This is a genomic window from Nitrosovibrio sp. Nv6 (assembly GCF_900110495.1).
GTDB lineage: Bacteria > Pseudomonadota > Gammaproteobacteria > Burkholderiales > Nitrosomonadaceae > Nitrosospira.
In genome coordinates, this window is the sequence record NZ_FODX01000001.1 from 502,680 (window position 1) to 522,057 (window position 19,378).

The following is a 19,378-nucleotide window of genomic DNA, read 5'->3' on the forward strand; positions in this document are numbered from 1 at the left end:
TCGCAAATCAGATTGCCCGGGGCGCTAGCTGGCAGCTGTCCGTCATGCTCGAGCAGCACGGCAAAAATGACAACCATGATGACTCCTCATTTATCCCATCGGATTGCGGATAGCCGATACGCTTTCTATAGGGATACCGGTAGCTTGCCGGTTCTCCTGCTTATGTGCGCTAGCCCACAAAAAAGAAACATTCGCTTTGCTACACTGGCGCTTTATTTTGGCGACAGGAGTTTTTATGGATGACGATCTTTTTCAATTTCCGATTACGGGATGGGAAGTAAAAACAGAGCCGATTGATGGTTTGCTCTCTGTTCGCTTTCCATTTCTGGCTCATGAGCAGCAGAAACTGGCTGAAGCTGACCCGGGCAGGCCATACATAATGCAAACAGAGCAGGCTCGCGAGTTCCGGGACGCGCTGTCCAGGGCGATTGAACGTATCGAAAACCAGGAATTCGCTTCGCCGTTATTTGCGGAAGTGCCGGGAGAACAATTCAGCTACTGATCGGGCAGACGTCTTTGTACGCTTGCCGACTTACGTAAACAAGACGTAAGCGCCTGGTAAATACGCGGTTCGAATCCAGTCGAATTTACCCAAGGTGAGCGGCGCCCTCGACATCCCTTCTACCGTGATCGACCCGTGACACCGGAGACTCCGCCCAATCGGCTCGACCGGCCCGTCGACGAAAAACACGACCATGTTCTGGGTCCTCCCGATGCCGAGATCACACTGGTCGAATACGGCAGCTACGCCGACGCTTCCTCCCGCGAAGCCCACGAGCGCGTCGCAGAATTGCGCAACCGGTTTGGCACCCGATTACGTTATGTGTTTCGTCACCGGCCGCTGAAAGGAAGTGATCTCGCGCGTCGCGCAGCCGAGATGGTGGAATCATATAGCAGCGACCCCGCGCGCTTCTGGAATGTGCACGTCGCGCTGATGACCCGGTCTGATAAGTTGAATGACGACGATCTGCGCAAGCTGGCCGTTGACTTGAGTCTCGGCGCTAAGAACGACGGTCCTCGGGAAAATGACACCGCCGCGCAGGCCAAAGCTCGCGTGGATGCGGATATCGACAGCGCGACCGCCAGCGGCGTCATTATGACGCCAACCTTTTTCATCAATGATCGCCGTTACGATGGCCCATGGGATGTGAACTCCCTTTCCGAGGCTATGCTTGGCTCGCTCGGTCACGTGGTCCACTCGGCTGCGCTGGATTTTGCCAAATGGGCGCCTTCTACCGGCGTCATGCTGCTGGTGGCCACCGGCCTCGCGGTCATGCTGAGCAATTCCATCGTTGGTCCCGATTTTCGCGAGTTGTGGAATCTGCGCCTGGGGTTTACCTTTGCCGGGACGGAATTCGATCTTTCTTTGCAGAACTGGATTAATGACGGACTGCTTGTAATTTTCTTCCTGGTAGTCGGTCTGGAAATCAAGCGGGAATTCACCGTTGGCCATCTTGCGAACCCGCAGTCCGCCATGCTGCCGGTTGCCGCAGCCATTGGCGGAATGGCTGTGCCGGCAATGCTCTATCTGATACTGGTGCCCGGCGGCCCGGACGGCACATGGTCTCTCGGCTGGGGGGTGCCAATGGCTACAGATACGGCATTTGCGATTGCGTTGATCGCAATGATGGGCAGGCGCGTTCCGATCGAGCTACGCGTCTTTCTTACCGCGGCTGCTATTGTCGACGATATCGGCGCAATCATTGTCGTAGCAATCTTCTACACCGGAGATCTGCATATCGAGTACCTCGCCACCGCTGTCCTCATCGTGGGATTACTGGCGCTGCTTAATGAGGGAGGCGTCTATCGCGCGTCCCCCTACGTGGTCCTCGGTATTGCTCTCTGGACATGCGTGCACGCCAGCGGAATACACGCTACCCTTGCAGGCGTCATTCTCGCCCTTTTTATTCCAACCCGTCCGCCGCCCAATCTCAGGGCACTGATGCTGCAAGCCGACGCCATCCTGACTGCGGAAACGCAGCGCGGCAAGGAAGTGTTGCGTTATGGCCCATCCGAGCCCGCGCTGGAGGCATTGGACGCCATTCATGATCGCCTTGAATCCCCCGCCGACCGCATGCTTCGCCATGTTGCGCCGAGATCGAGCTTTCTGGTATTGCCGGTGTTCGCCCTGGCCAATGCGGGTGTGGTAATGGATACAAGTATATTCAGCGGCCATGCACCACTGATGGCGAGTACCGCGGCAGCCCTGGTAATCGGGAAGCCGCTCGGATTTATGGCTGCTGCCGCCATGGCGGTATGGCTGAACATTGCAAACAAACCGTATGCCTATTCCTGGCGTCAATTGGCCGGAGCAGGAGCGTTGGCCGGCATCGGCTTTACCATGTCGCTCTTCATCGCAAGCCAGACTTTTCCCGTGGAAAGCGATTATGCGGCTGTCAAAATTGCGATTTTCGCGGGCTCGATTCTATCCGCGATGATCGGTGTTGCGATATTGTGGAATGCGAGTTCAATCGAGCGGGGATATCACTCTTCCGCTAACCGCGGGGGATGAAAGTCTCTTAAGCAGCTTGCGAAAATTGCGGGAGCAAGCATCCGAGTAGCGTATCCGTTAGACAACGCACAGACCCAGCACGATTTTGCGCACAATCTGGCAATTTTTTATCAGCGTCGGCTCAGGAACCCCAGCCGATTCCCGCAACAGTAACCTTTTTCCGGAGGAGCGATCATGACGACAAAGAAAGCATGGGCAGTGTGGAAGGGCGGCATCAAGGATGGCGGCGGCACCATTTCCACCGAAACCGGCGTACTCAAGGAAGCGCCTTACGGATTCAAGGCGAGATTCGAGGATGGCAAGGGTACCAACCCCGAGGAGTTGATCGGCGCCGCGCATGCGGGCTGTTTTGCGATGGCGCTGTCCTTGATGCTCGGTGAAGCGGGACTGACGGCGGAGAAGATCGAGACACACGCCGACGTTACGCTCGACAAGGTCGGCGAGGGGTTCGAGATTACGTCAAGCCACCTTACCGTAGCGGCGAAAATTCCGGGGGCGGATAAAGCAAAGTTCGAGGAGATTGCAAATAAGGCGAAAACGGGATGTCCCGTGTCGAAGCTGATGAAAGCAAAGATTACGATGGATGCCCGACTGGAATAAATAATAGCCCCTCGTCCATCAAATGCCGGAGAACCTCCGCTGACCCGGCTCATTTTCTCATTCCGCGCGGACTTTCACGCAATGTGCTTATCGTCAGTTCACAACCGGTTTTACAGCCTGATCCGCACGAATGAAAATATCACCGACGGATCTGTGCCGTATCAGGATCACATGGCGAATCAAGAAAAAGCCCGGAGCAGCATCTCTGCTGCCGGGCTGAATTGTCCCGCTGCCATGGAGGAACATTTATGATATTCCTCTTCTTCTAGTATTATTTTACCGGCTTCAGGCGTCCTGCCTATTGGACTGAAGTACAGCCATGGCGCCGAGGTAAAGTTCTCGAGGAGCAATAGCCAATATGAATAAACAGTGGGTACTGCCTGTCTGTTGCATCTTTGTCTTCCTCGGCTTTTCCCCGGTCCGATCATTCGCCCAGCCGCCTGTCGATGTAGATCGTTCGAACGCGCAAATGTCGGGTTCGGAATTATGGAACCTTACTGAAAGTAAACTATTCAACGGGCAGATGCACAAGATTTCCATTCGCATGAACCACGCAGTGTGGAACCGGCTCCACGAGGACGAGAAGAACAATGGATGCCACAATACGGGCACTGCGAAGTGGGCGCATGTGCGGGATTTCACCTTCAACGACATCGCCATGAAGGATGTTGCCATCAAGGTTCGCGGCAACAGTTCACGCTGCTTGCCGCAACTGAAACTCAGCATTTCCTTCGACAGGACAAAAGACGTCTACACCAGGCAAGGCACTGGGAACTGGATAGCAGTCGAATACAGCGAGCCTGGCAGGAAGGCAATTGAGGACCGTACATTGCACGGTCTCGAAGAACTGAACCTGAGCGGCAACTTCAGCGACTCAAGCCCGGAGAATGACAATGGCAATGACACGCTCGCGCGGGAATTCATAGCCACGTGGGCTGCCGCAAAGGCGGAAGACGTTGTCAAAACCACGCTTCGCGGCCCGCCGGTCTATCGCACCGCCTACGTACTGGTCGAGTTTCAATTTTGCACCGGCGATGCGGACAATGTTTGCAATAACCGTTTTGCGCGCGCTTACCTGATTGCCGAACCCCTCGACAGGAGGTTCTTCAAGATGCGCTACGACGACGACAAACCCACCGTCTTCTCGATGGCTCATGGTTGCGCGCTGAGGATCGACAGAGGCAGCAAGGGTTTTACCTACCCCTGCCTGGAGCCCGAATACCTGGACGGAAAGAAGATGGATGACGCAGACACGGCGGCACAGTTAAAGGCTCTCGCTCATATTACCGGGGCCGGAAGCTTCAAAACGCGAATGGATGCAGCCGACACGGCGCCGGAGCTTGGCGAGGTTCTCGACCTCGACTCGATCATGAATTATGCGGCATTCGCCACCACCGCAGGTCATTGGGATAGCGCCTACGGAAATTTCAACAACGATATGCTGTATTTTCACGCGCCCAGCGGCAAATGGAAGCTTATCGCCCGCGACGTGAACGATACGTTCGACTCCGATAGCCGTGGCGGCCCACCGTGCAGCTATTCGTATGCCGAGATTGCGCAAGCGCCCCGCATCCTGTTTGATAAATTGTTCGGCCTCCCGAAGCTCGATGCGCAATTCAGAAAGCATCTAGGTGATTACCTGACTGCGCTCTATGGTCGGAATGGTTCGGATAGTCCGCTTAAAAACAAGATTATGGAGGTGCGCGACCGTTACATCATGAAAACCGACGGGGAACTGCCCGATAGCGAGCTCCAGAACACTCCGCCAACCCAGAAAGTTCAGAAGATGCTCGACTATGCAACGCAGCGCTTGCGTATCCTGAGAAATCAGCCTCGACCTGCCCAGGCAATGGGACCAACCGGGGCAGCAGATCGAATTAGATGAGGAGTGTGGCAATAGCGAGGCATTCGCGGCTTCGACGCGAACGGTGCTCCCGTTCTGAGTGGTGCGTGAGAGAGCATTGAAAGAACGCTATGGAGCCCTGCCGGAATTGCCCTCCGGACCGAACCCTCGATTACCAGGCACTTTCACCGCTTCGTGCCCGCCAGCGCTTCCACGCCAGCTATGACATCGAACAGTTCCTCGTCGATTTTACTCTGGCGCAAACTGTAGAACGTCTTTTGAAGGTCTTCGCGCAGTTGATCGATATTTCTTTCGGCGCGCTCCATCGCGGCGAGTCGGCTTGCGTTTTCGCTCGCGAGGGATTCGGCACATGCGCGGAAGAGCGAGACGAAAAGATACTCCCGAACCAGCGCCTGTAGCGTCGCAGTATTGTCGCCCACCACCTCCGGCAGATTCCTTGTGGGCCAGGGCAGTTCAGCCAGCATCCGCCGCCAGGTTTCATCCAGCGGCAGCAGCTGCTGATTGACGGGCTCGTATATCTCGCCTGACCTGGAGTTATTATGGAAAAGATAAAGCTGCGTGACCCTGTTCTTATTCCGATGTACTTTCTGTTCCCGCTGATCGTTATTCTGTTCCCGATGCCCCTCACCCTCTGCCAGGCTCGGCGCCATGATCCGCATCAGGATCTGCCCCACCAGCGGTGTGATAGCCTTGATCGAAAGCGGAACGGTTAAAAGCCCCGCTGGCGGCAAACCCGCATCAGTCAACCGGTCATGCGCGCGCTCGCCTACTGCCCAGACTTTTTTCTTACCCGGCAAAGCCGCCAGCGTATGAACGGCGTAATCCACTACCACATCGTTAAACTGACCCACAAGTCCCTGATCCGAGCCAAACACGATGGCCCCAATGATTCCAGTGCCTTTTTTTTCTTTCCGTTCATATTCAGGCAGCGGCGCCACGCCTGCCGAGGGCGCCCTTTCGCTCAGGCAGACACTCAAGCCAAGCTGTACGGCGCGATAATAATCATCCAGCGAGCGCACGGATTTTTCGTATTGCCCGATACTCGCCGCGGCCAGCGCCTTCATGGTGCTGACCACCGAACGCAGGTCTCGGGCTCTTTCTATCTTCCGGCGCAGATTCGCGAGGGTATCGCTCATGACTTCCCTCTGATTGTCCTGGCATGGCAGGTTGCCGGAATTTCCGGATCCTGCCTACTTCAACTGTTCATGCAGCAATTGCAATATCTTGCTCCCGTTACCGGATTTCTCGGGTTCACCATCCTTATTGAGCACCTTGACATCGGTACTTTCCCCTGTTTCCCCCGCTTCACTTAGCTGGATACGGAATTGCTCCGGCTTGTCGTCTTCACTGTCGCGCCAGAAGATAAGTTTCGAAAGCACGCCGGGTCCTGCACCACTATCCACATCGGGGTTGATATAGCGCACGAAATAAATCCCCTGGGAACGGTTGCGGTCCTCGACGGTGAAGCCGATACGATCGAGCGCCAATCCTACACGGCGCCATGAGCGGTCAAATGCCTCGTTCACGGTAAGTACACCGCCTTTTTCCCGGTCGAGGCGGGCACGCTCCACAGTAACGCCTGTACTGGCAACTGCTGATCGGGCGCGCTCTTCCGCCACACCAAACCGCATCATCAGGCGGGAAAGCATTTCGGCTTCCAGATCCGGATCAGCGGGGCGAGGCTGCCATACAGTGCGCACATCGCCCTGCATCACTTCATCCATACCGCGATGGCTGATATATATCTCGGTGGTGCCGTCTTCTCCACGTTCCAGACGGGTGCGAAACTTGTCACGCTCCGCTGTCGAATACAAGGTATCCAGAATCTTTCCGAGCGTATTCCGGATCAGATCCTCCGGAATTTTGGCGCGGTTCTCGGCCCAATCGGTTTCCATTACACCGGCTTCCGGCATCTCCACCTTGATGAGAAATCCCAATTCCTGCCAAAACCCTTTTACCACCGGCCATATCTCATCCGGTTCACCCCTTACGACCAGCCAGCGCTGGGTACCGGAGCGTTCCATGCGTACGCCGCCCTCCTCCAGCGTGGGCAGAACAGAACCGCCGCCGGTGGTGGTGCCGGTCTCCTTGTTGCGCTCTTTATTATAGGTGGAAAAAGTGGCACTTCCCGCCGTGCTGATATCCGGGACAACATAACGCTCGTCTGAACCTGGCGCCGTCAGATCGGGTGGAACTTCCAGCGGTGGAAGCTTGCCTGCCGATTTGTAATTTATTTTCTTGGCTTCCGGCAGCAGGTTGCATCCCGCCACCATCGCTGCTAAACATAGCGCGACCAATATCCGCCATCTCATGCGCAACATTCAATCCCTCTTAAATTCCGGCCAGCCATTTATACGGCGAATACGGCGATCCCGGCCTTGCTCATTGCTTCTCTGACAACTTGATGATATTGATCCGACAGTTGCGTCAAGGGCAGACGCAGGCCGGTACCTATCAGTCCCATTTGCGCCACCGCCCACTTTACGGGGATGGGATTGGCCTCGACGAATAAATCCTGGTGCAGCCTCTGCAGTTTACTGTTGGCGGCACGAGCGGCGGCGAGATCCCCGGCGAAGGCCGCAGCATACATTTCATGCATCAGCCTGGGCGCTGCATTGGCGGTGACCGAAATCACACCATGACCGCCCAGCAACAACATTGCCAGAGCGCTCGCATCGTCTCCACTATAAACCGCAAAGTCTTGCGGCGCCCGGCACAGCAGGTCGAAACCGCGCCCCATATCCCCCGTCGCATCCTTGATGCCGACAATATTGGGAATCTCGGCCAGGCGAAGCACCGTGTCATTGGCGATATCCGCCACGGTTCTGCCAGGCACATTGTATAAAATCTGCGGTATATCCACCGCCTCCGCTATTGCCCTGAAGTGCTGATACAAACCTTCCTGAGTCGGCTTGTTATAATAGGGAACCACTGACAGGCTTGCGTCCGCACCGGCATTCTTGGCGTAGACAGAGAGATCGATGGCCTCCCTGGTGGAATTCGCACCCGTACCGGCGATTACCGGCACGCGCCCGGCCGCGCACTCTACAGCGGTTTTGATTACCAGATGGTGCTCGTCGAAATCGACCGTCGGAGACTCGCCAGTGGTGCCCACCACCACGATGCCGTCGGTTCCCTCCGCCACGTGAAAGTCGATCAGGGCATGAAAACGCTCCAGGTCCAACTCGCCATTTTCGTGCATGGGCGTGACGATGGCGACGAGGCTCCCTCTTATTGGAATTATTGGAATTGCAACATTATCCATGACGGTCGATCCAGCAAAAAATCATATTTTACCCGAATCTCGCCTCTGCCAGCATATTCCCCACCCTGCGCCGAGTGAAAGCAAATTTACGCAACACAAAAATCATCGAATCGCGTTCTCAGACCATTGCAGCACTTGCTGGTTCCACAAGCGATCCTCCCCGTGGTCATGATTTCGAAAATACCATCGCGCCATTTCTGCAATCGACGGCGATGGTGTCTTTTGCGCCGAAGCGGCCTTCGAGTATCTCCTTTGCGAGGGGGTTCTCGATTTGCGCCTGAATTGCACGCTTCAACGGTCGGGCCCCGAAAACCGGATCGAAACCAGCCTGGGCAAGTTCCGCCAATGCGGCATCGGTTACTTCCAGATTCATCTGCAGTTTCGCCAGCCGCGCTTCCAGGTATTGCAACTGTATCCTGGCTATGGATTGGATGTGTTTGTCGGACAGCGCATGGAATACCACGACCTCATCAATGCGATTGATGAACTCAGGGCGGAAATAGGCTTTTACCTCCCCCATCACCGCCAGCTTGATCACCTGATAATCATCGCCCGCCATTTGCTGGATCATTTGCGAACCGAGATTGGAGGTCATGACAACGACAGTGTTCTTGAAATCCACCGTGCGCCCCTGCCCATCGGTCATGCGGCCGTCGTCCAGCACCTGCAGCAGAACGTTGAACACATCGGGATGGGCCTTTTCGACTTCATCCAGCAGAATCACGGAATAAGGCTTTCTGCGCACCGCTTCAGTCAGGTAGCCGCCTTCCTCGTAGCCGACATAACCCGGCGGCGCTCCGATCAATCGCGCAACCGAATGTTTTTCCATGAACTCCGACATATCAATGCGAATCAGATGTTCTTCCGAATCAAACAGAAAGCCGGCCAACGTCTTGCATAGCTCCGTTTTGCCCACACCGGTGGGTCCCAGGAATAAAAACGAACCGTAAGGACGGTTGGGATCGGCCAGTCCTGCTCTCGAACGGCGTATCGCATCGGATACGAGGCGCACCGCCTCATCCTGTCCCACCACCCGCTCGTGCAGCTTCTGTTCCATCTGCAAGAGCTTCTCGCGCTCCCCCTGCATCATTTTCGATACGGGAATGCCGGTCGCGCGGGAAACCACCTCGGCAATTTCTTCCGCGCCCACCTGTGTGCGGAGCAGCTTCGGCCTGTTCTCGCCAGCGCCTTGCCCCGCCATTTCGTTCTGCCGATCCTGATTGCTGAGTTGTGCCTGCAATTGCGCTTCCAGTTGGGGAATACGGCCGTATTGCAGTTCCGAAACTTTCTGCCAGTCGCCTTTGCGTGTCGCCGCTTCCATTTCCAGCTTGACCTTCTCCATCTCCTCCTTGATGTGCTGCGAACCCTGCACCTGCGATTTCTCGGTTTTCCAGATTTCTTCCAGGTCGGCGTATTCACGCTCGAGCTTCGCTATTTCATCTTCCAGCAAGCCCAAGCGCTTCTGCGAGGCTTCGTCCTTTTCCTTCCTGACCGCCTCGCGTTCGATCTTGAGCTGGATGAGACGCCGGTCCAACCGGTCCATCACTTCAGGCTTGGAGTCGATTTCCATGCGAATTCGCGCCGCTGCCTCATCGATCAGATCAATGGCCTTGTCAGGCAGGAAACGGTCGGTTATATAACGATGAGACAGTTCGGCAGCGGCTACAATGGCCGGGTCAGTGATATCGACACCGTGATGCAGCTCGTATTTTTCCTGTAATCCACGCAGAATGGCGATGGTGGCTTCCATGGTAGGCTCGTCCACCAGCACCTTCTGGAAACGCCGCTCGAGCGCCGCATCCTTCTCGACATATTTGCGATATTCATTCAGCGTGGTCGCGCCTACGCAATGCAACTCGCCGCGGGCCAGCGCGGGTTTGAGCATGTTTCCCGCATCAATAGCGCCTTCCGCCTTCCCCGCGCCCACCATAGTATGAAGCTCGTCAATAAAAACAATAATACGTCCTTCATTTTGCGCAATCTCTTTCAGAACGGATTTCAGGCGTTCCTCGAATTCGCCGCGATATTTAGCCCCTGCCAGCAAGGCAGCCATATCGAGCGAAAGCACTTTTTTGTCCTTCAGGGTTTCCGGCACTTCACCCTTGACAATCCGCTGCGCCAGACCTTCAACGATAGCGGTCTTGCCCACGCCCGGCTCGCCGATCAAAACCGGATTATTCTTGGTGCGCCGCTGCAATACCTGGATGGTTCGGCGGATTTCGTCATCGCGTCCGATTACGGGGTCGAGCTTGCCCATCCGCGCCCGTTCGGTAAGATCAAGCGTATATTTTTTGAGGGCTTCACGGCTGCCCTCCGCTTCCGCGCTGCCCACATTCTCTCCTCCCCGCACCTCACTGATAGCCTGTTCCAGCGCAGCGCGATTCGCGCCGTGCTGCCTGAGCAGATTGCCGGTTTCACCTTTATCCTGAAGCGCCGCCACCAGGAACATTTCCGATGCAATGAACTGGTCGCCCCGTTTCTGCGCTTCCTTATCCGCGACATTGAGCAAATTTCCCAACTCGCGTGAGGCGTTGATTTCGCCCCCGGTACCTTCCACCTTGGGGAAACGCTCTATCGCTTTCTTCAATGCTTCGCGCAAGGGCGGAACATTCGCGCCAGCGCGTTGCAACAACGAAATCGTGCCGCTGTCCTCCTGCTGCAATAGCGCAAGCAGCAGATGCTGTGGTTCAACGTAGGGATGGTCCTGGCCCACGGCAATGCTCTGCGCATCGGCCAGCGCCTGCTGGAATTTAGTGGTTAACTTATCGAAACGCATGGGAACTCCTCGATGGGTTCTGAATGACTCTTATATGTGGGAGACGGCTGAATTTTCAAGATGACCACCCACGCGCCCAACCCTTCAGGTGAGAGTAAAGATGTAGGGTGTAATAAGTACAGCGCATTACACCGTATGAAGAGGAGCTAAATTTCAAACTGGCACAGCGGCGCGAATCATACGCCCCGCGCCAAATCCAACGTTAAGACACCTCCGGATAGGGGTACAACATATTGAGCGCTACGCTTTTGCCCGCGGTTTCAACGATGCGTACATGCTCACGCCTCAATTGACGCGCATGGTGCAGTCCGCAGGAGTAGGCGATCATGTCGATCTCCCTGTTCATGTTTTTGGCATAATTTGCAACTCGCAGGTATTTTTCCCTCACCACGAGCCCGCGCTGCAAGCGTTTATTGTGGGTGGTAATGCCGGTAGGACAGGTGTTGGCGTGGCAGCGCATGGCCTGGATACAGCCGAGCGAGAACATGAAACCGCGTGCAGTATTGACAAAATCCGCGCCCGCGCAAAGCGCCCATGCCGCCCTCGCCGACGTCACCAGCTTACCCGCTGCAACTACGCGTATCCTGTCTTTCAAGCCGGATTGAAGCAACGAATCCACCACTCGCGGCAATGCTTCGGCAATAGGCAGGCTCATGTGGTCGAGCAGGGTCTGGGGCGCAGCCCCGCTGCCGCCTTCGCCCCCATCAATAGTGAGAAAATCCGGGGCATATTCAAAACCCCGGCGGTTCACGGCGTCGCATAAGTCGTTGACAAAGCGCCAGCCGCCAATGGCAGCCTTCACTCCCACCGGGCGCCCTGTCAGTTCCCGGACATAGGCAATCTTGTCGAGCAATTCATCCACATTGCCGATGTCATGATGGCGATTGGGGCTGATGGAATCATGGTGAGCGGGAATACCCCGGATAGCTGCAATTTCATTGGTCACCTTGACGCCGAGCAGCAATCCGCCCTTGCCTGGTTTCGCACCCTGGGAGAGTTTTATTTCAAATGCCTTGACTACCTTGGCGAGTTCCTTTGCCCGATCCGGTGAAAAATTGCCGGCTTGGTCGCGAATGCCATACTTCGCAGTACCGATTTGCATAACGATGTCGCAGCTACCTTCCAGATGATAAGGCGAAAGCCCTCCCTCCCCCGTATTCAACCAGCATCCCGCCTCCGCCGCACCGAGCGACAGCGCACGCACAGCGGGCGCCGAGATTGCCCCGTAGCTCATGCCGCTGATATTGATTATGGATCTCGCATGGAACGGATGCTCGCAATAACCGTCGCCGATTATCAGCGATGGGGTCGGCAACCGGCCGCTCTCCAATACCGGAAAAGCGACATTGACGAAAATGATCGAGCCGGGCTCACGCAGATCATTGGTCGAGCCGAAACCGACCATGCCGCCCTCGTTTTTTGCATTCCTGTATACCCAGGACCGGGTGGCGCGATTAAACGGCATTTCGTCCCGATCGCTGGAAAAGAAGTACTGCCGGAAATATTCTCCCTGTTTCTCCAGGAAAAATCGCAGACGTCCAACGACTGGATAATTACGCAGGATAGAATGCTTCTTCTGGGTTACATCCTGGATGAACCAGAACACGATGATCCCGAGCAGGATCAAGCCAAGTATCGTGCCAAAACCGTAGGAAATAACCTTCAGTGCATCAGACATGCCGCCTCCACTATCGCATTCAGCTAAAATACTCCATCATCCCAGTAAACATAATAAGAATGTTTTACGATAAGTTCATGAATCTGGAAATAGAGATCAAAAATAACGTCAACCAGGCGCTGGCCGAAGACACGGGCACGGGCGACCTTACCGCGCTTCTGATTCCTGCTGCTGGAATCGCCACCGCCAGTGTCGTCAGCCGCCAGGATATGGTCTTATGTGGAACTCAGTGGTTTGACATCTGTTTCTGGCAATTGTCACCGCACACCGACGTGCGCTGGCTTGCGAAGGATGGCGAAGCCATAACTGCTGGGCAGCAGCTCTGCGAAATAACCGGAAACGCCCGTGCGCTTCTCACCGGGGAACGTACCGCGCTGAACTTCCTGCAGTTGCTGTCGGCGGTTGCAACGCAAACCCGGCGCTATGTGAACGCGGTGGCGGGAACCGGCGCGGTGATCGTCGATACCCGCAAGACGCTGCCGGGGTTACGGATGGCTCAAAAATACGCGGTCAAATGCGGGGGCGGCGTAAACCATCGTTTCGGCTTATACGACGGCATACTCATCAAGGAGAATCATATTATCGCCGCCGGCGGCATCAGGCCGGCGTTGAACGCCGCAAAGAAGATTGCACCCCCTGGCGTGTTCGTTCAGATCGAAGTGGAAACACTGGATGATCTGCGCATCGCGCTGGACGCTGGAGCGAAACTGATTCTGCTGGATAACTTCGATTTCAATTCATTATGCGAGGCGGTCATACTGAATGCGCGATTGACCAACAAAGACGCGAAACTTGAAGCATCCGGAGGAATCACGCTGGAGAACGTCCGTGCGGTAGCGAAAACCGGCGTAGACCGGATTTCCATCGGCAGCCTCACCAAGGATATAAAGGCGGTGGATTTATCGATGCGGTTTTCCACAAACACGTAGCTCGCAAACAAGCGAAACCGACCGCCGCTCATAACGTCTACGCTCTCAGTAAAGCTGCATCCCGCCGCGATCCGTATACGGTTCGACTGGCTGGTGGTCGGCCAGATTGTTGCCATGAATCATATAAGTTCAATGCGCGGGCAAGAGATTCAGTCAAAAAAGTAAGCCTCGAGATTCCGGAATGGGAAAAAATTTTCATTACCTCATTATGCTATTGGGCGTACTTTCTGGGTGTGGCCTGGCAGGCAACGCCTATGCGGAACCAAACGATGCAGTACTCAGTAGCGAAGAGTTGGGTATACCTGAGCCTCTGGTGTTTGATTTGGTGAGGCCGCTGGGTTCGCCCAGAGGAGAACTCGAGGTCAATACATTAATGACCGGATCTTCCCAGACGGGCCGGCTCGCATGGGCTCCAGAAATTGAATACGCATTTGCTGATGGATACGCGGTTGAGTTGGAACTGCCATTCGAGAACTTATCATTAGAAGAATACAAATTCGGTTTACAGGGCACTTTTGGCAAGTTACTCAACGGCCGAATGATTCATGGTTGGCAAGCACTTGGCCGCTATGGCAGGCAAGAAAACGTTTATTCGGCAGATATCCTCTATTTGAACGGAGTCCGGATTTCTGGCAAGTGGAGCACTGTGAACATGCTTGGTATCAGGTGGGCCGATTTCGGAAAGCGAGAGGATATCGTTGCATTGATAAATAATAATCTTTTCTATCATTTTTCCCGTAGTTTAACGCTCGGAGTAGAAATGAATAACGAGATCCACGAGCACAAGCGATGGCGTTATCGATTAACACCCCAGCTTCATTACAGCTTCAGTTCTAATAAAGCGGTGCAGATAGGCGGAGGCCCGGCGCGTCTGGATAACAGGAAAACAGACTGGTTGTTGGCGTCTCGCTTTATATATACTTTTTAAGGCTTGCGTGAAATGTTTTCATCGAGATATATTCGATAGAACGTGTCACTATTCATCGACACATCAATTCCTCCCCTTGGCAATATAACGAACGCGGCTCCCCGCGCTGTGGAAAGCCTTCCTCACCAAATACCCCACGAACTTCTCTCCACTCATCAGGCCGGGTTACTCACAGGAACCTGCCTTTTAAATTTTGACCAGGGATATATACCAGCGCCCAGCGAACATATAACTCATGGAAATAACCATACTGTTTGCTCTCATCATTCTCAATGGCATTTTTGCCATGTCGGAAATTGCTTTGATTACCGCACGCCGAGCCCAGCTTCAGAATCTGGCCCAAGTAGGTGATAGCGGCGCTACCTTGTATCCTGCGCTGCGTCGGAGATAAGTTGTAGAGTCATTGATTGAAGCCGGCGGGGAACACTGAAAAGATGGCCTTGCGGCCTTACCGTAGGTACGGTAGCGCACATATTCCTCGCCTAAAGATTGCCACAATGCATCACCCGTTGAAAACGGTAGCCTCTTTTTTTAACTGATATATATAGGAAGCAAAAATGGCAATTGGCACAGTAAAATGGTTCAATGATTCAAAAGGCTTTGGCTTCATTACCCCTGATGACGGCAGTGAGGATTTATTCGCGCACTTCTCCGCAATCGGCATGTCCGGGTTCAAGACGCTCAAAGAAGGTCAAAAAGTAACGTTTGAGGTTACGCAGGGTCCAAAGGGCAAGCAAGCATCAAACATTCAATCTGCGTAAGATTTCATGCTGGTGGATAAACCGTACGAACCTGTAGTCCATTACGTATTGCCTCTCACACCATAATCCGCGTTCCCTATGGGTGGTGCCAGTGTTTGATGCGTCCCCCGGTCTATCTAATAGACTTGATTCTGTGATTTTGGCTTAGCTAAATCAGAACATAATCTTTTCTAGTGGAAATGACATGGTACGGGCAGCAGGTCAATTATTTGCTAGTTGCGTTTGTGCGTTGGGTCTTGTTGGAGTGTCCAGCGTATGCTTCGCAATACCGCTTATCATGCTCCCGGCTGGTGAAATCACGCGCTTTACCTATGCCGGACAGGAACGCTTCATTGATACGAATGAGAATAATCTGCCTGATGCAGGTGACATATTCGAGGGCGTTGTTTCCATCAATCAGATTCGGGGCGCCACAAGCGGAGTTGATTTCTCAAGTCAACTGGCAGACAAGGAGATAACAAGTCATTTTCGCTTCTCCCTCACCGGCAACTCAGCTGATTTCAGCCATCTGGAATTTGGCTTATTGCCGGGAGACTCTTTCAATCTATATGTGGGACAAGGCTCTAGCAAAAACTTTGATCCTTCCGCACCCGATGCTTACGACCGGGCTTCGGATGGACAATTATGGCTAGGGATACAGCCGGGCGTGTTTTTTGAGAGCGTGAACGACAGGCAACCAGACGGAACCACTCTTAACAGAGCATGGCTCGATATCGCGGTAAACAATACGGGCTATCTGCTCGCTTCGGATTTGCTTCGCACGCTCCTCGGCAAAGATGCGCAACACAGCATCGGCAGTCATACCCATAACGATCATAGCGTTCAAGTAATTTTCGATGACCGGGTTGCAAGGCTGCCCTCGCCATATCCTCAGTTCACTTTTAGCAACTTCGGCGAGTTCAATGTTTTTCCTGTGTCTGAGCCCGCGACCTGGCTACTCATACTGATCGGGATGGGAGCTGCGGTAAGTGTTTCAACCTCCCGGGCTTACTTGTGATATGGGTAAATAGCAGAGGCCAGAGTTGAAATGCGTTTTTCAGAGATAAAGCTGCGGCCCTTCAACAGGGTAAGCTCGGTCAATACCTATAAAAGCGATTGAGCTTACATTCTGGTCTGCTGTGTTTATGTAAGTTTCATTTGAATCCATGTCCTGCGAAGAACTTATTTCGGAGGTGAAGAAGCTTCGCGCAGGCATCCGAGCGCACAGGGACGCGAATCAAGACACTATTTCTGCATGTTTATTCGCTCGAGTGGCGCGCTCCTGCAGCCCAATCGTTCGGCTCATGGATCTTCCCCGGTACTGCTTGTAGTACAGCAATCGCTGTCAGCGCTTCCCACTTTCCATTCATGGTTTATAATCGCGGCATCTCTTCCGGATTAATCCAGTAACCCCACCGAACTGGCGAGTACTTTCTGTAGTCCAGTTGGGGTCCGTAAACTTCCAGTTACAGACCTGAACATCCGTATTTCATCCTGAAGGAGACCGGATGCATCTGAAAATAACGTCGATAACTATCGGGACAGCCACATTTTCGCTGTTCCTCCGCGATTTCCCATGACCTGGTCCGCCTATCTTCCTGTCTGGCCGCTTGAGATCAGCCCGGCACTCTGGCTTGCGCTCACACTCGTGGTCGCCGTACTTGTGGGTGAAGTACTGGTGCGCCAGCTGAGGCTGCCGCGCATTGTCGGTTATATCGGTATAGGCGTATTGCTGGGCCCTGGCGGGCTGGGCCTGATTCCCCAACTGCCTGCCACCGAATGGCGGCTGGTAGTTGATCTGGCGCTCGGCATTCTGTTGTTCGAATTGGGAAGCAAGGTAAATCTGCGTTGGCTTAAAGCCAATCCCTGGATTGCGGGCACCAGCTTGCTTGAGACTGTTGCAACCTTTGTTGTCGTGTTTTTGCTGTTGACATGGTTTGATGTCGCGGCTGTCACCGCGGCGGTTGTCGCGGCAATTGCAATCGCCACCTCGCCCGCAATTGTAGTGCGCACGGTAACTGAGTCACGCGCGCAGGGCCAGGTTACGGATCGGCTTCTGCTCATGACCGCGCTTAATTGTATCTACGCCGTTATCTTTCACAAGCTTGCTATGGCGGCGATGCATGGGCAAACCGGCGTCAGCTTCATCCATACGGCGTTGCAGCCGATCTACCTCCTCGGTGGTTCGGCATTACTGGCATGGCTGTTCGGTATTACCTTCGAGCGAATCCACCATTACCTGGGACATCACGAGGAAACTTTTTCTTTTGTTCTGTTTGGCATGATCGCATTTGCGACTATCATGGCTTCCACGCTTAAGCTCAGTCCGGTCCTGGTACTTCTGGTGGCGGGCCTTGTTACACGTTACCAGCGAAAGCGTACACGGACTTTTCCGCCACATTTTGGTTCTGCCGGCGCCGTCCTGGTAGTACTGATGTTCATCGCCAATGGTCTGGCGGGGGACCTCAATGGGCTGCGTTATAGTCTGCTACTGGTGTTGCTGGTCATCGCGGTACGCACTATCGCCAAACTGCTTTCCGTGCTGGCGTTGGCACATTACAGTGGGATTGGCGTGCGGCAGGCCATGGCACTGGGCCTTGCGCTTGTACCTATGTCGAGTGTGGCACTCTTGCTGACGCTGGACACTGCGGCGACTTTTCCCGACTTCGGCTCGGGGCTGGGGCTGGTACTGATGAGCTGTATCGTAATTCTTGAGCTTGTGGGACCGATTGTCGTGCAAAAGGCCTTACAGATAGCCGGAGAAACCCCGGACAAAAAAACATGAGCCTGATGCCCTTCGCCCCGTCCCGCCCCTTGAGTATTGGGGTAGAGCTTGAGTTGCAGCTGCTCAGCTGTAATGACTATAACCTGTCTTCCTCTGCCCCCGATATACTGCGCCGGGTTGAAAAACGGGCCCATCCGGGCGAAATTAAGCCGGAAATGACACGCAGCATGATCGAAATCAACACTTCGGTGAAGCAGGAATACAGCGGGCTGGTGGAGGAATTGCGTGCATTGCGCGATGTTGTTCGCGATGCGGGACGCTTTCTCAATGTCGCGGTAGCCGGCGGCGGCACTCATCCATTCCAGCATTGGAGCGAGCAGAAAATTTTCGATGCGCCGCGCTTTCATCATCTGTCGGAGCTGTATGGCTACCTGGCGAAACAGTTCACCATATTTGGTCAGCATGTCCACATCGGCTGCCCCGGACCGGATGAGGCGCTTCACCTGATGCATATGCTGTCACGCTACGTCCCCCACTTTATTGCCTTATCGGCCAGCTCGCCCTTCGTGCAAGGACATGATACGGGGTTCGCTTCAGCGCGCTTGAATTCCGTGTTTTCCTTCCCGCTGAGCGGAAGAGCGCCATTCGTGCTGTGCTGGGACGACTTCGAACGGTTTTTCGGCAAAATGACAGGCACCGGGGTGGTCGAAACAATGAAAGATTTCTACTGGGATATTCGCCCCAAACCCGAGTTCGGCACTATCGAGGTCCGGGTATGCGATACGCCTCTTACTGTTGAAATTGCCGCTTCCATTGCCTGCTATATCCAGGCAATGTCTCGTTACATCATGGTGGAGCAGCGCGTGGCGCCAGAAGAGGACGATTATCTGGTTTACACATTCAACCGTTTCCAGGCCTGCCGTTTTGGACTTGAAGGGGTTTTCATCGACCCCCGCACGCACGAACAGCGCAGCATCCGCGAGGATATAACCGATATGTTGGGGCGCATTGCCGACCACGCCCGAGAGCTGCACGCGGTCGAAGCAATGGAGCGCATCCGCGACATCCTTATTGCAGGTAACGGCACAAGCTGGTTGCGCCAGGCTTATGCGCGTGAGCACAATCTCGCGGATGTGATGCAACTGCAGGCCGAGTTGTGGATGGGAAAATGAGGGTTTTCAGGCCATACTGATATGATTCCATTGTTGCCCGCGGAAACCAGGACGTAGCAGAAACTTCAACAGCTCCATTTGCGTGAAGCAGGGACTTGAGGAGGCACATATTTATTTATATGTAACGGAGAACACAGCCGAGCGGCGATAATCTAATTATTCTTGATATTCGTTATGTACTCTATTCAG

Annotated in this window: 16 protein-coding genes; 11 read left to right on the plus strand and 5 right to left on the minus strand. The window is 54.3% G+C overall.

Features of this window, described 5'->3' with window-relative positions:
- Positions 1-235 precede the first annotated feature (235 nt).
- From BMX66_RS02475 to BMX66_RS02490, 4 genes are all read left to right on the plus strand, one after another.
- Complete coding sequence (locus BMX66_RS02475) at positions 236-502, plus strand: hypothetical protein (protein ID WP_090878035.1); 267 nt, start codon at positions 236-238, stop codon at positions 500-502.
- 135 nt (positions 503-637) lie between these two features.
- Positions 638-2,512: a Na+/H+ antiporter NhaA gene (gene nhaA / locus BMX66_RS02480; RefSeq protein WP_090878037.1), complete on the plus strand. Its 1,875-nt coding sequence runs from the start codon at positions 638-640 to the stop codon at positions 2,510-2,512.
- Positions 2,513-2,683: 171 nt separating this feature from the next.
- Positions 2,684-3,112 carry an OsmC family protein gene (locus tag BMX66_RS02485; protein WP_369826958.1) on the plus strand — a complete coding sequence of 143 codons (429 nt, stop codon included), beginning with the start codon at positions 2,684-2,686 and terminating at the stop codon, positions 3,110-3,112.
- Positions 3,113-3,470: 358 nt separating this feature from the next.
- A complete protein-coding gene (locus tag BMX66_RS02490) occupies positions 3,471-4,997 on the plus strand; it encodes a CotH kinase family protein (protein ID WP_090878041.1) in 1,527 nt (508 codons plus the stop codon).
- Between the two features lie 143 nt (positions 4,998-5,140).
- Here BMX66_RS02490 and BMX66_RS02495 read toward each other — a convergent pair whose 3' ends face one another.
- The 5 genes from BMX66_RS02495 to BMX66_RS02515 all read right to left on the minus strand — a co-directional run bounded on the left by BMX66_RS02495 (position 5,141) and on the right by BMX66_RS02515 (position 12,695).
- Positions 5,141-6,112, minus strand: coding sequence for a F0F1 ATP synthase subunit gamma (locus BMX66_RS02495; protein WP_090878044.1), 972 nt, complete (start codon positions 6,110-6,112; stop codon positions 5,141-5,143).
- Positions 6,113-6,166: 54 nt separating this feature from the next.
- Complete coding sequence (gene bamC, locus BMX66_RS02500) at positions 6,167-7,288, minus strand: outer membrane protein assembly factor BamC (RefSeq protein ID WP_177168742.1); 1,122 nt, start codon at positions 7,286-7,288, stop codon at positions 6,167-6,169.
- Positions 7,289-7,326: 38 nt separating this feature from the next.
- Positions 7,327-8,241, minus strand: a complete 915-nt coding sequence (gene dapA / locus BMX66_RS02505) for a 4-hydroxy-tetrahydrodipicolinate synthase (protein WP_090878048.1) — start codon at positions 8,239-8,241, stop codon at positions 7,327-7,329.
- Between the two features lie 166 nt (positions 8,242-8,407).
- On the minus strand, positions 8,408-11,017 hold the full coding sequence (gene clpB / locus BMX66_RS02510) for an ATP-dependent chaperone ClpB (protein WP_090878050.1): 2,610 nt from the start codon (positions 11,015-11,017) through the stop codon (positions 8,408-8,410).
- 202 nt (positions 11,018-11,219) lie between these two features.
- Entirely contained in the window at positions 11,220-12,695 is a 1,476-nt protein-coding gene (locus tag BMX66_RS02515) for an FMN-binding glutamate synthase family protein (RefSeq protein ID WP_090878053.1), read from the minus strand.
- Between the two features lie 77 nt (positions 12,696-12,772).
- Here BMX66_RS02515 and nadC point away from each other — a divergent pair, with 77 nt between their 5' ends.
- From nadC to BMX66_RS02550, 7 genes are all read left to right on the plus strand, one after another.
- A complete protein-coding gene (gene nadC / locus BMX66_RS02520) occupies positions 12,773-13,624 on the plus strand; it encodes a carboxylating nicotinate-nucleotide diphosphorylase (protein WP_199679259.1) in 852 nt (283 codons plus the stop codon).
- 181 nt (positions 13,625-13,805) lie between these two features.
- A complete protein-coding gene (locus BMX66_RS02525) occupies positions 13,806-14,552 on the plus strand; it encodes a hypothetical protein (protein WP_255398773.1) in 747 nt (248 codons plus the stop codon).
- 235 nt (positions 14,553-14,787) lie between these two features.
- The gene (locus tag BMX66_RS02530) at positions 14,788-14,943 is read left to right on the plus strand and encodes a CNNM domain-containing protein (RefSeq protein WP_090878057.1); all 156 of its coding nucleotides are present in this window, start codon (positions 14,788-14,790) and stop codon (positions 14,941-14,943) included.
- A gap of 166 nt (positions 14,944-15,109) precedes the next feature.
- A complete protein-coding gene (locus BMX66_RS02535) occupies positions 15,110-15,313 on the plus strand; it encodes a cold-shock protein (protein ID WP_090878060.1) in 204 nt (67 codons plus the stop codon).
- A gap of 277 nt (positions 15,314-15,590) precedes the next feature.
- On the plus strand, positions 15,591-16,310 hold the full coding sequence (locus BMX66_RS02540; RefSeq protein WP_090878062.1) for a hypothetical protein: 720 nt from the start codon (positions 15,591-15,593) through the stop codon (positions 16,308-16,310).
- A gap of 558 nt (positions 16,311-16,868) precedes the next feature.
- Positions 16,869-18,077, plus strand: a complete 1,209-nt coding sequence (locus BMX66_RS02545) for a cation:proton antiporter (RefSeq protein ID WP_090878064.1) — start codon at positions 16,869-16,871, stop codon at positions 18,075-18,077.
- On the plus strand, positions 18,074-19,189 hold the full coding sequence (locus BMX66_RS02550; RefSeq protein WP_090878066.1) for a YbdK family carboxylate-amine ligase: 1,116 nt from the start codon (positions 18,074-18,076) through the stop codon (positions 19,187-19,189). Before BMX66_RS02545 ends, BMX66_RS02550 begins: the two co-directional genes overlap by 4 nt.
- Positions 19,190-19,378 lie beyond the last annotated feature (189 nt).

What these genes read in the sequence shown, in the direction of transcription:
- BMX66_RS02525 (WP_255398773.1), top strand. Translation starts at nt 13,806, where the DNA reads ATGGGAAAAAATTTTCATTACCTCATTATGCTATTGGGCGTACTTTCT.
- BMX66_RS02475 (WP_090878035.1), top strand. Translation starts at nt 236, where the DNA reads ATGGATGACGATCTTTTTCAATTTCCGATTACGGGATGGGAAGTAAAA.
- BMX66_RS02515 (WP_090878053.1), bottom strand. Translation starts at nt 12,695, where the DNA reads ATGTCTGATGCACTGAAGGTTATTTCCTACGGTTTTGGCACGATACTT.
- BMX66_RS02490 (WP_090878041.1), top strand. Translation starts at nt 3,471, where the DNA reads ATGAATAAACAGTGGGTACTGCCTGTCTGTTGCATCTTTGTCTTCCTC.
- clpB (WP_090878050.1), bottom strand. Translation starts at nt 11,017, where the DNA reads ATGCGTTTCGATAAGTTAACCACTAAATTCCAGCAGGCGCTGGCCGAT.
- BMX66_RS02535 (WP_090878060.1), top strand. Translation starts at nt 15,110, where the DNA reads ATGGCAATTGGCACAGTAAAATGGTTCAATGATTCAAAAGGCTTTGGC.
- bamC (WP_177168742.1), bottom strand. Translation starts at nt 7,288, where the DNA reads ATGAGATGGCGGATATTGGTCGCGCTATGTTTAGCAGCGATGGTGGCG.
- BMX66_RS02540 (WP_090878062.1), top strand. Translation starts at nt 15,591, where the DNA reads ATGCTCCCGGCTGGTGAAATCACGCGCTTTACCTATGCCGGACAGGAA.
- BMX66_RS02550 (WP_090878066.1), top strand. Translation starts at nt 18,074, where the DNA reads ATGAGCCTGATGCCCTTCGCCCCGTCCCGCCCCTTGAGTATTGGGGTA.
- nadC (WP_199679259.1), top strand. Translation starts at nt 12,773, where the DNA reads ATGAATCTGGAAATAGAGATCAAAAATAACGTCAACCAGGCGCTGGCC.
- BMX66_RS02495 (WP_090878044.1), bottom strand. Translation starts at nt 6,112, where the DNA reads ATGAGCGATACCCTCGCGAATCTGCGCCGGAAGATAGAAAGAGCCCGA.
- BMX66_RS02545 (WP_090878064.1), top strand. Translation starts at nt 16,869, where the DNA reads ATGACCTGGTCCGCCTATCTTCCTGTCTGGCCGCTTGAGATCAGCCCG.
- dapA (WP_090878048.1), bottom strand. Translation starts at nt 8,241, where the DNA reads ATGGATAATGTTGCAATTCCAATAATTCCAATAAGAGGGAGCCTCGTC.
- BMX66_RS02530 (WP_090878057.1), top strand. Translation starts at nt 14,788, where the DNA reads ATGGAAATAACCATACTGTTTGCTCTCATCATTCTCAATGGCATTTTT.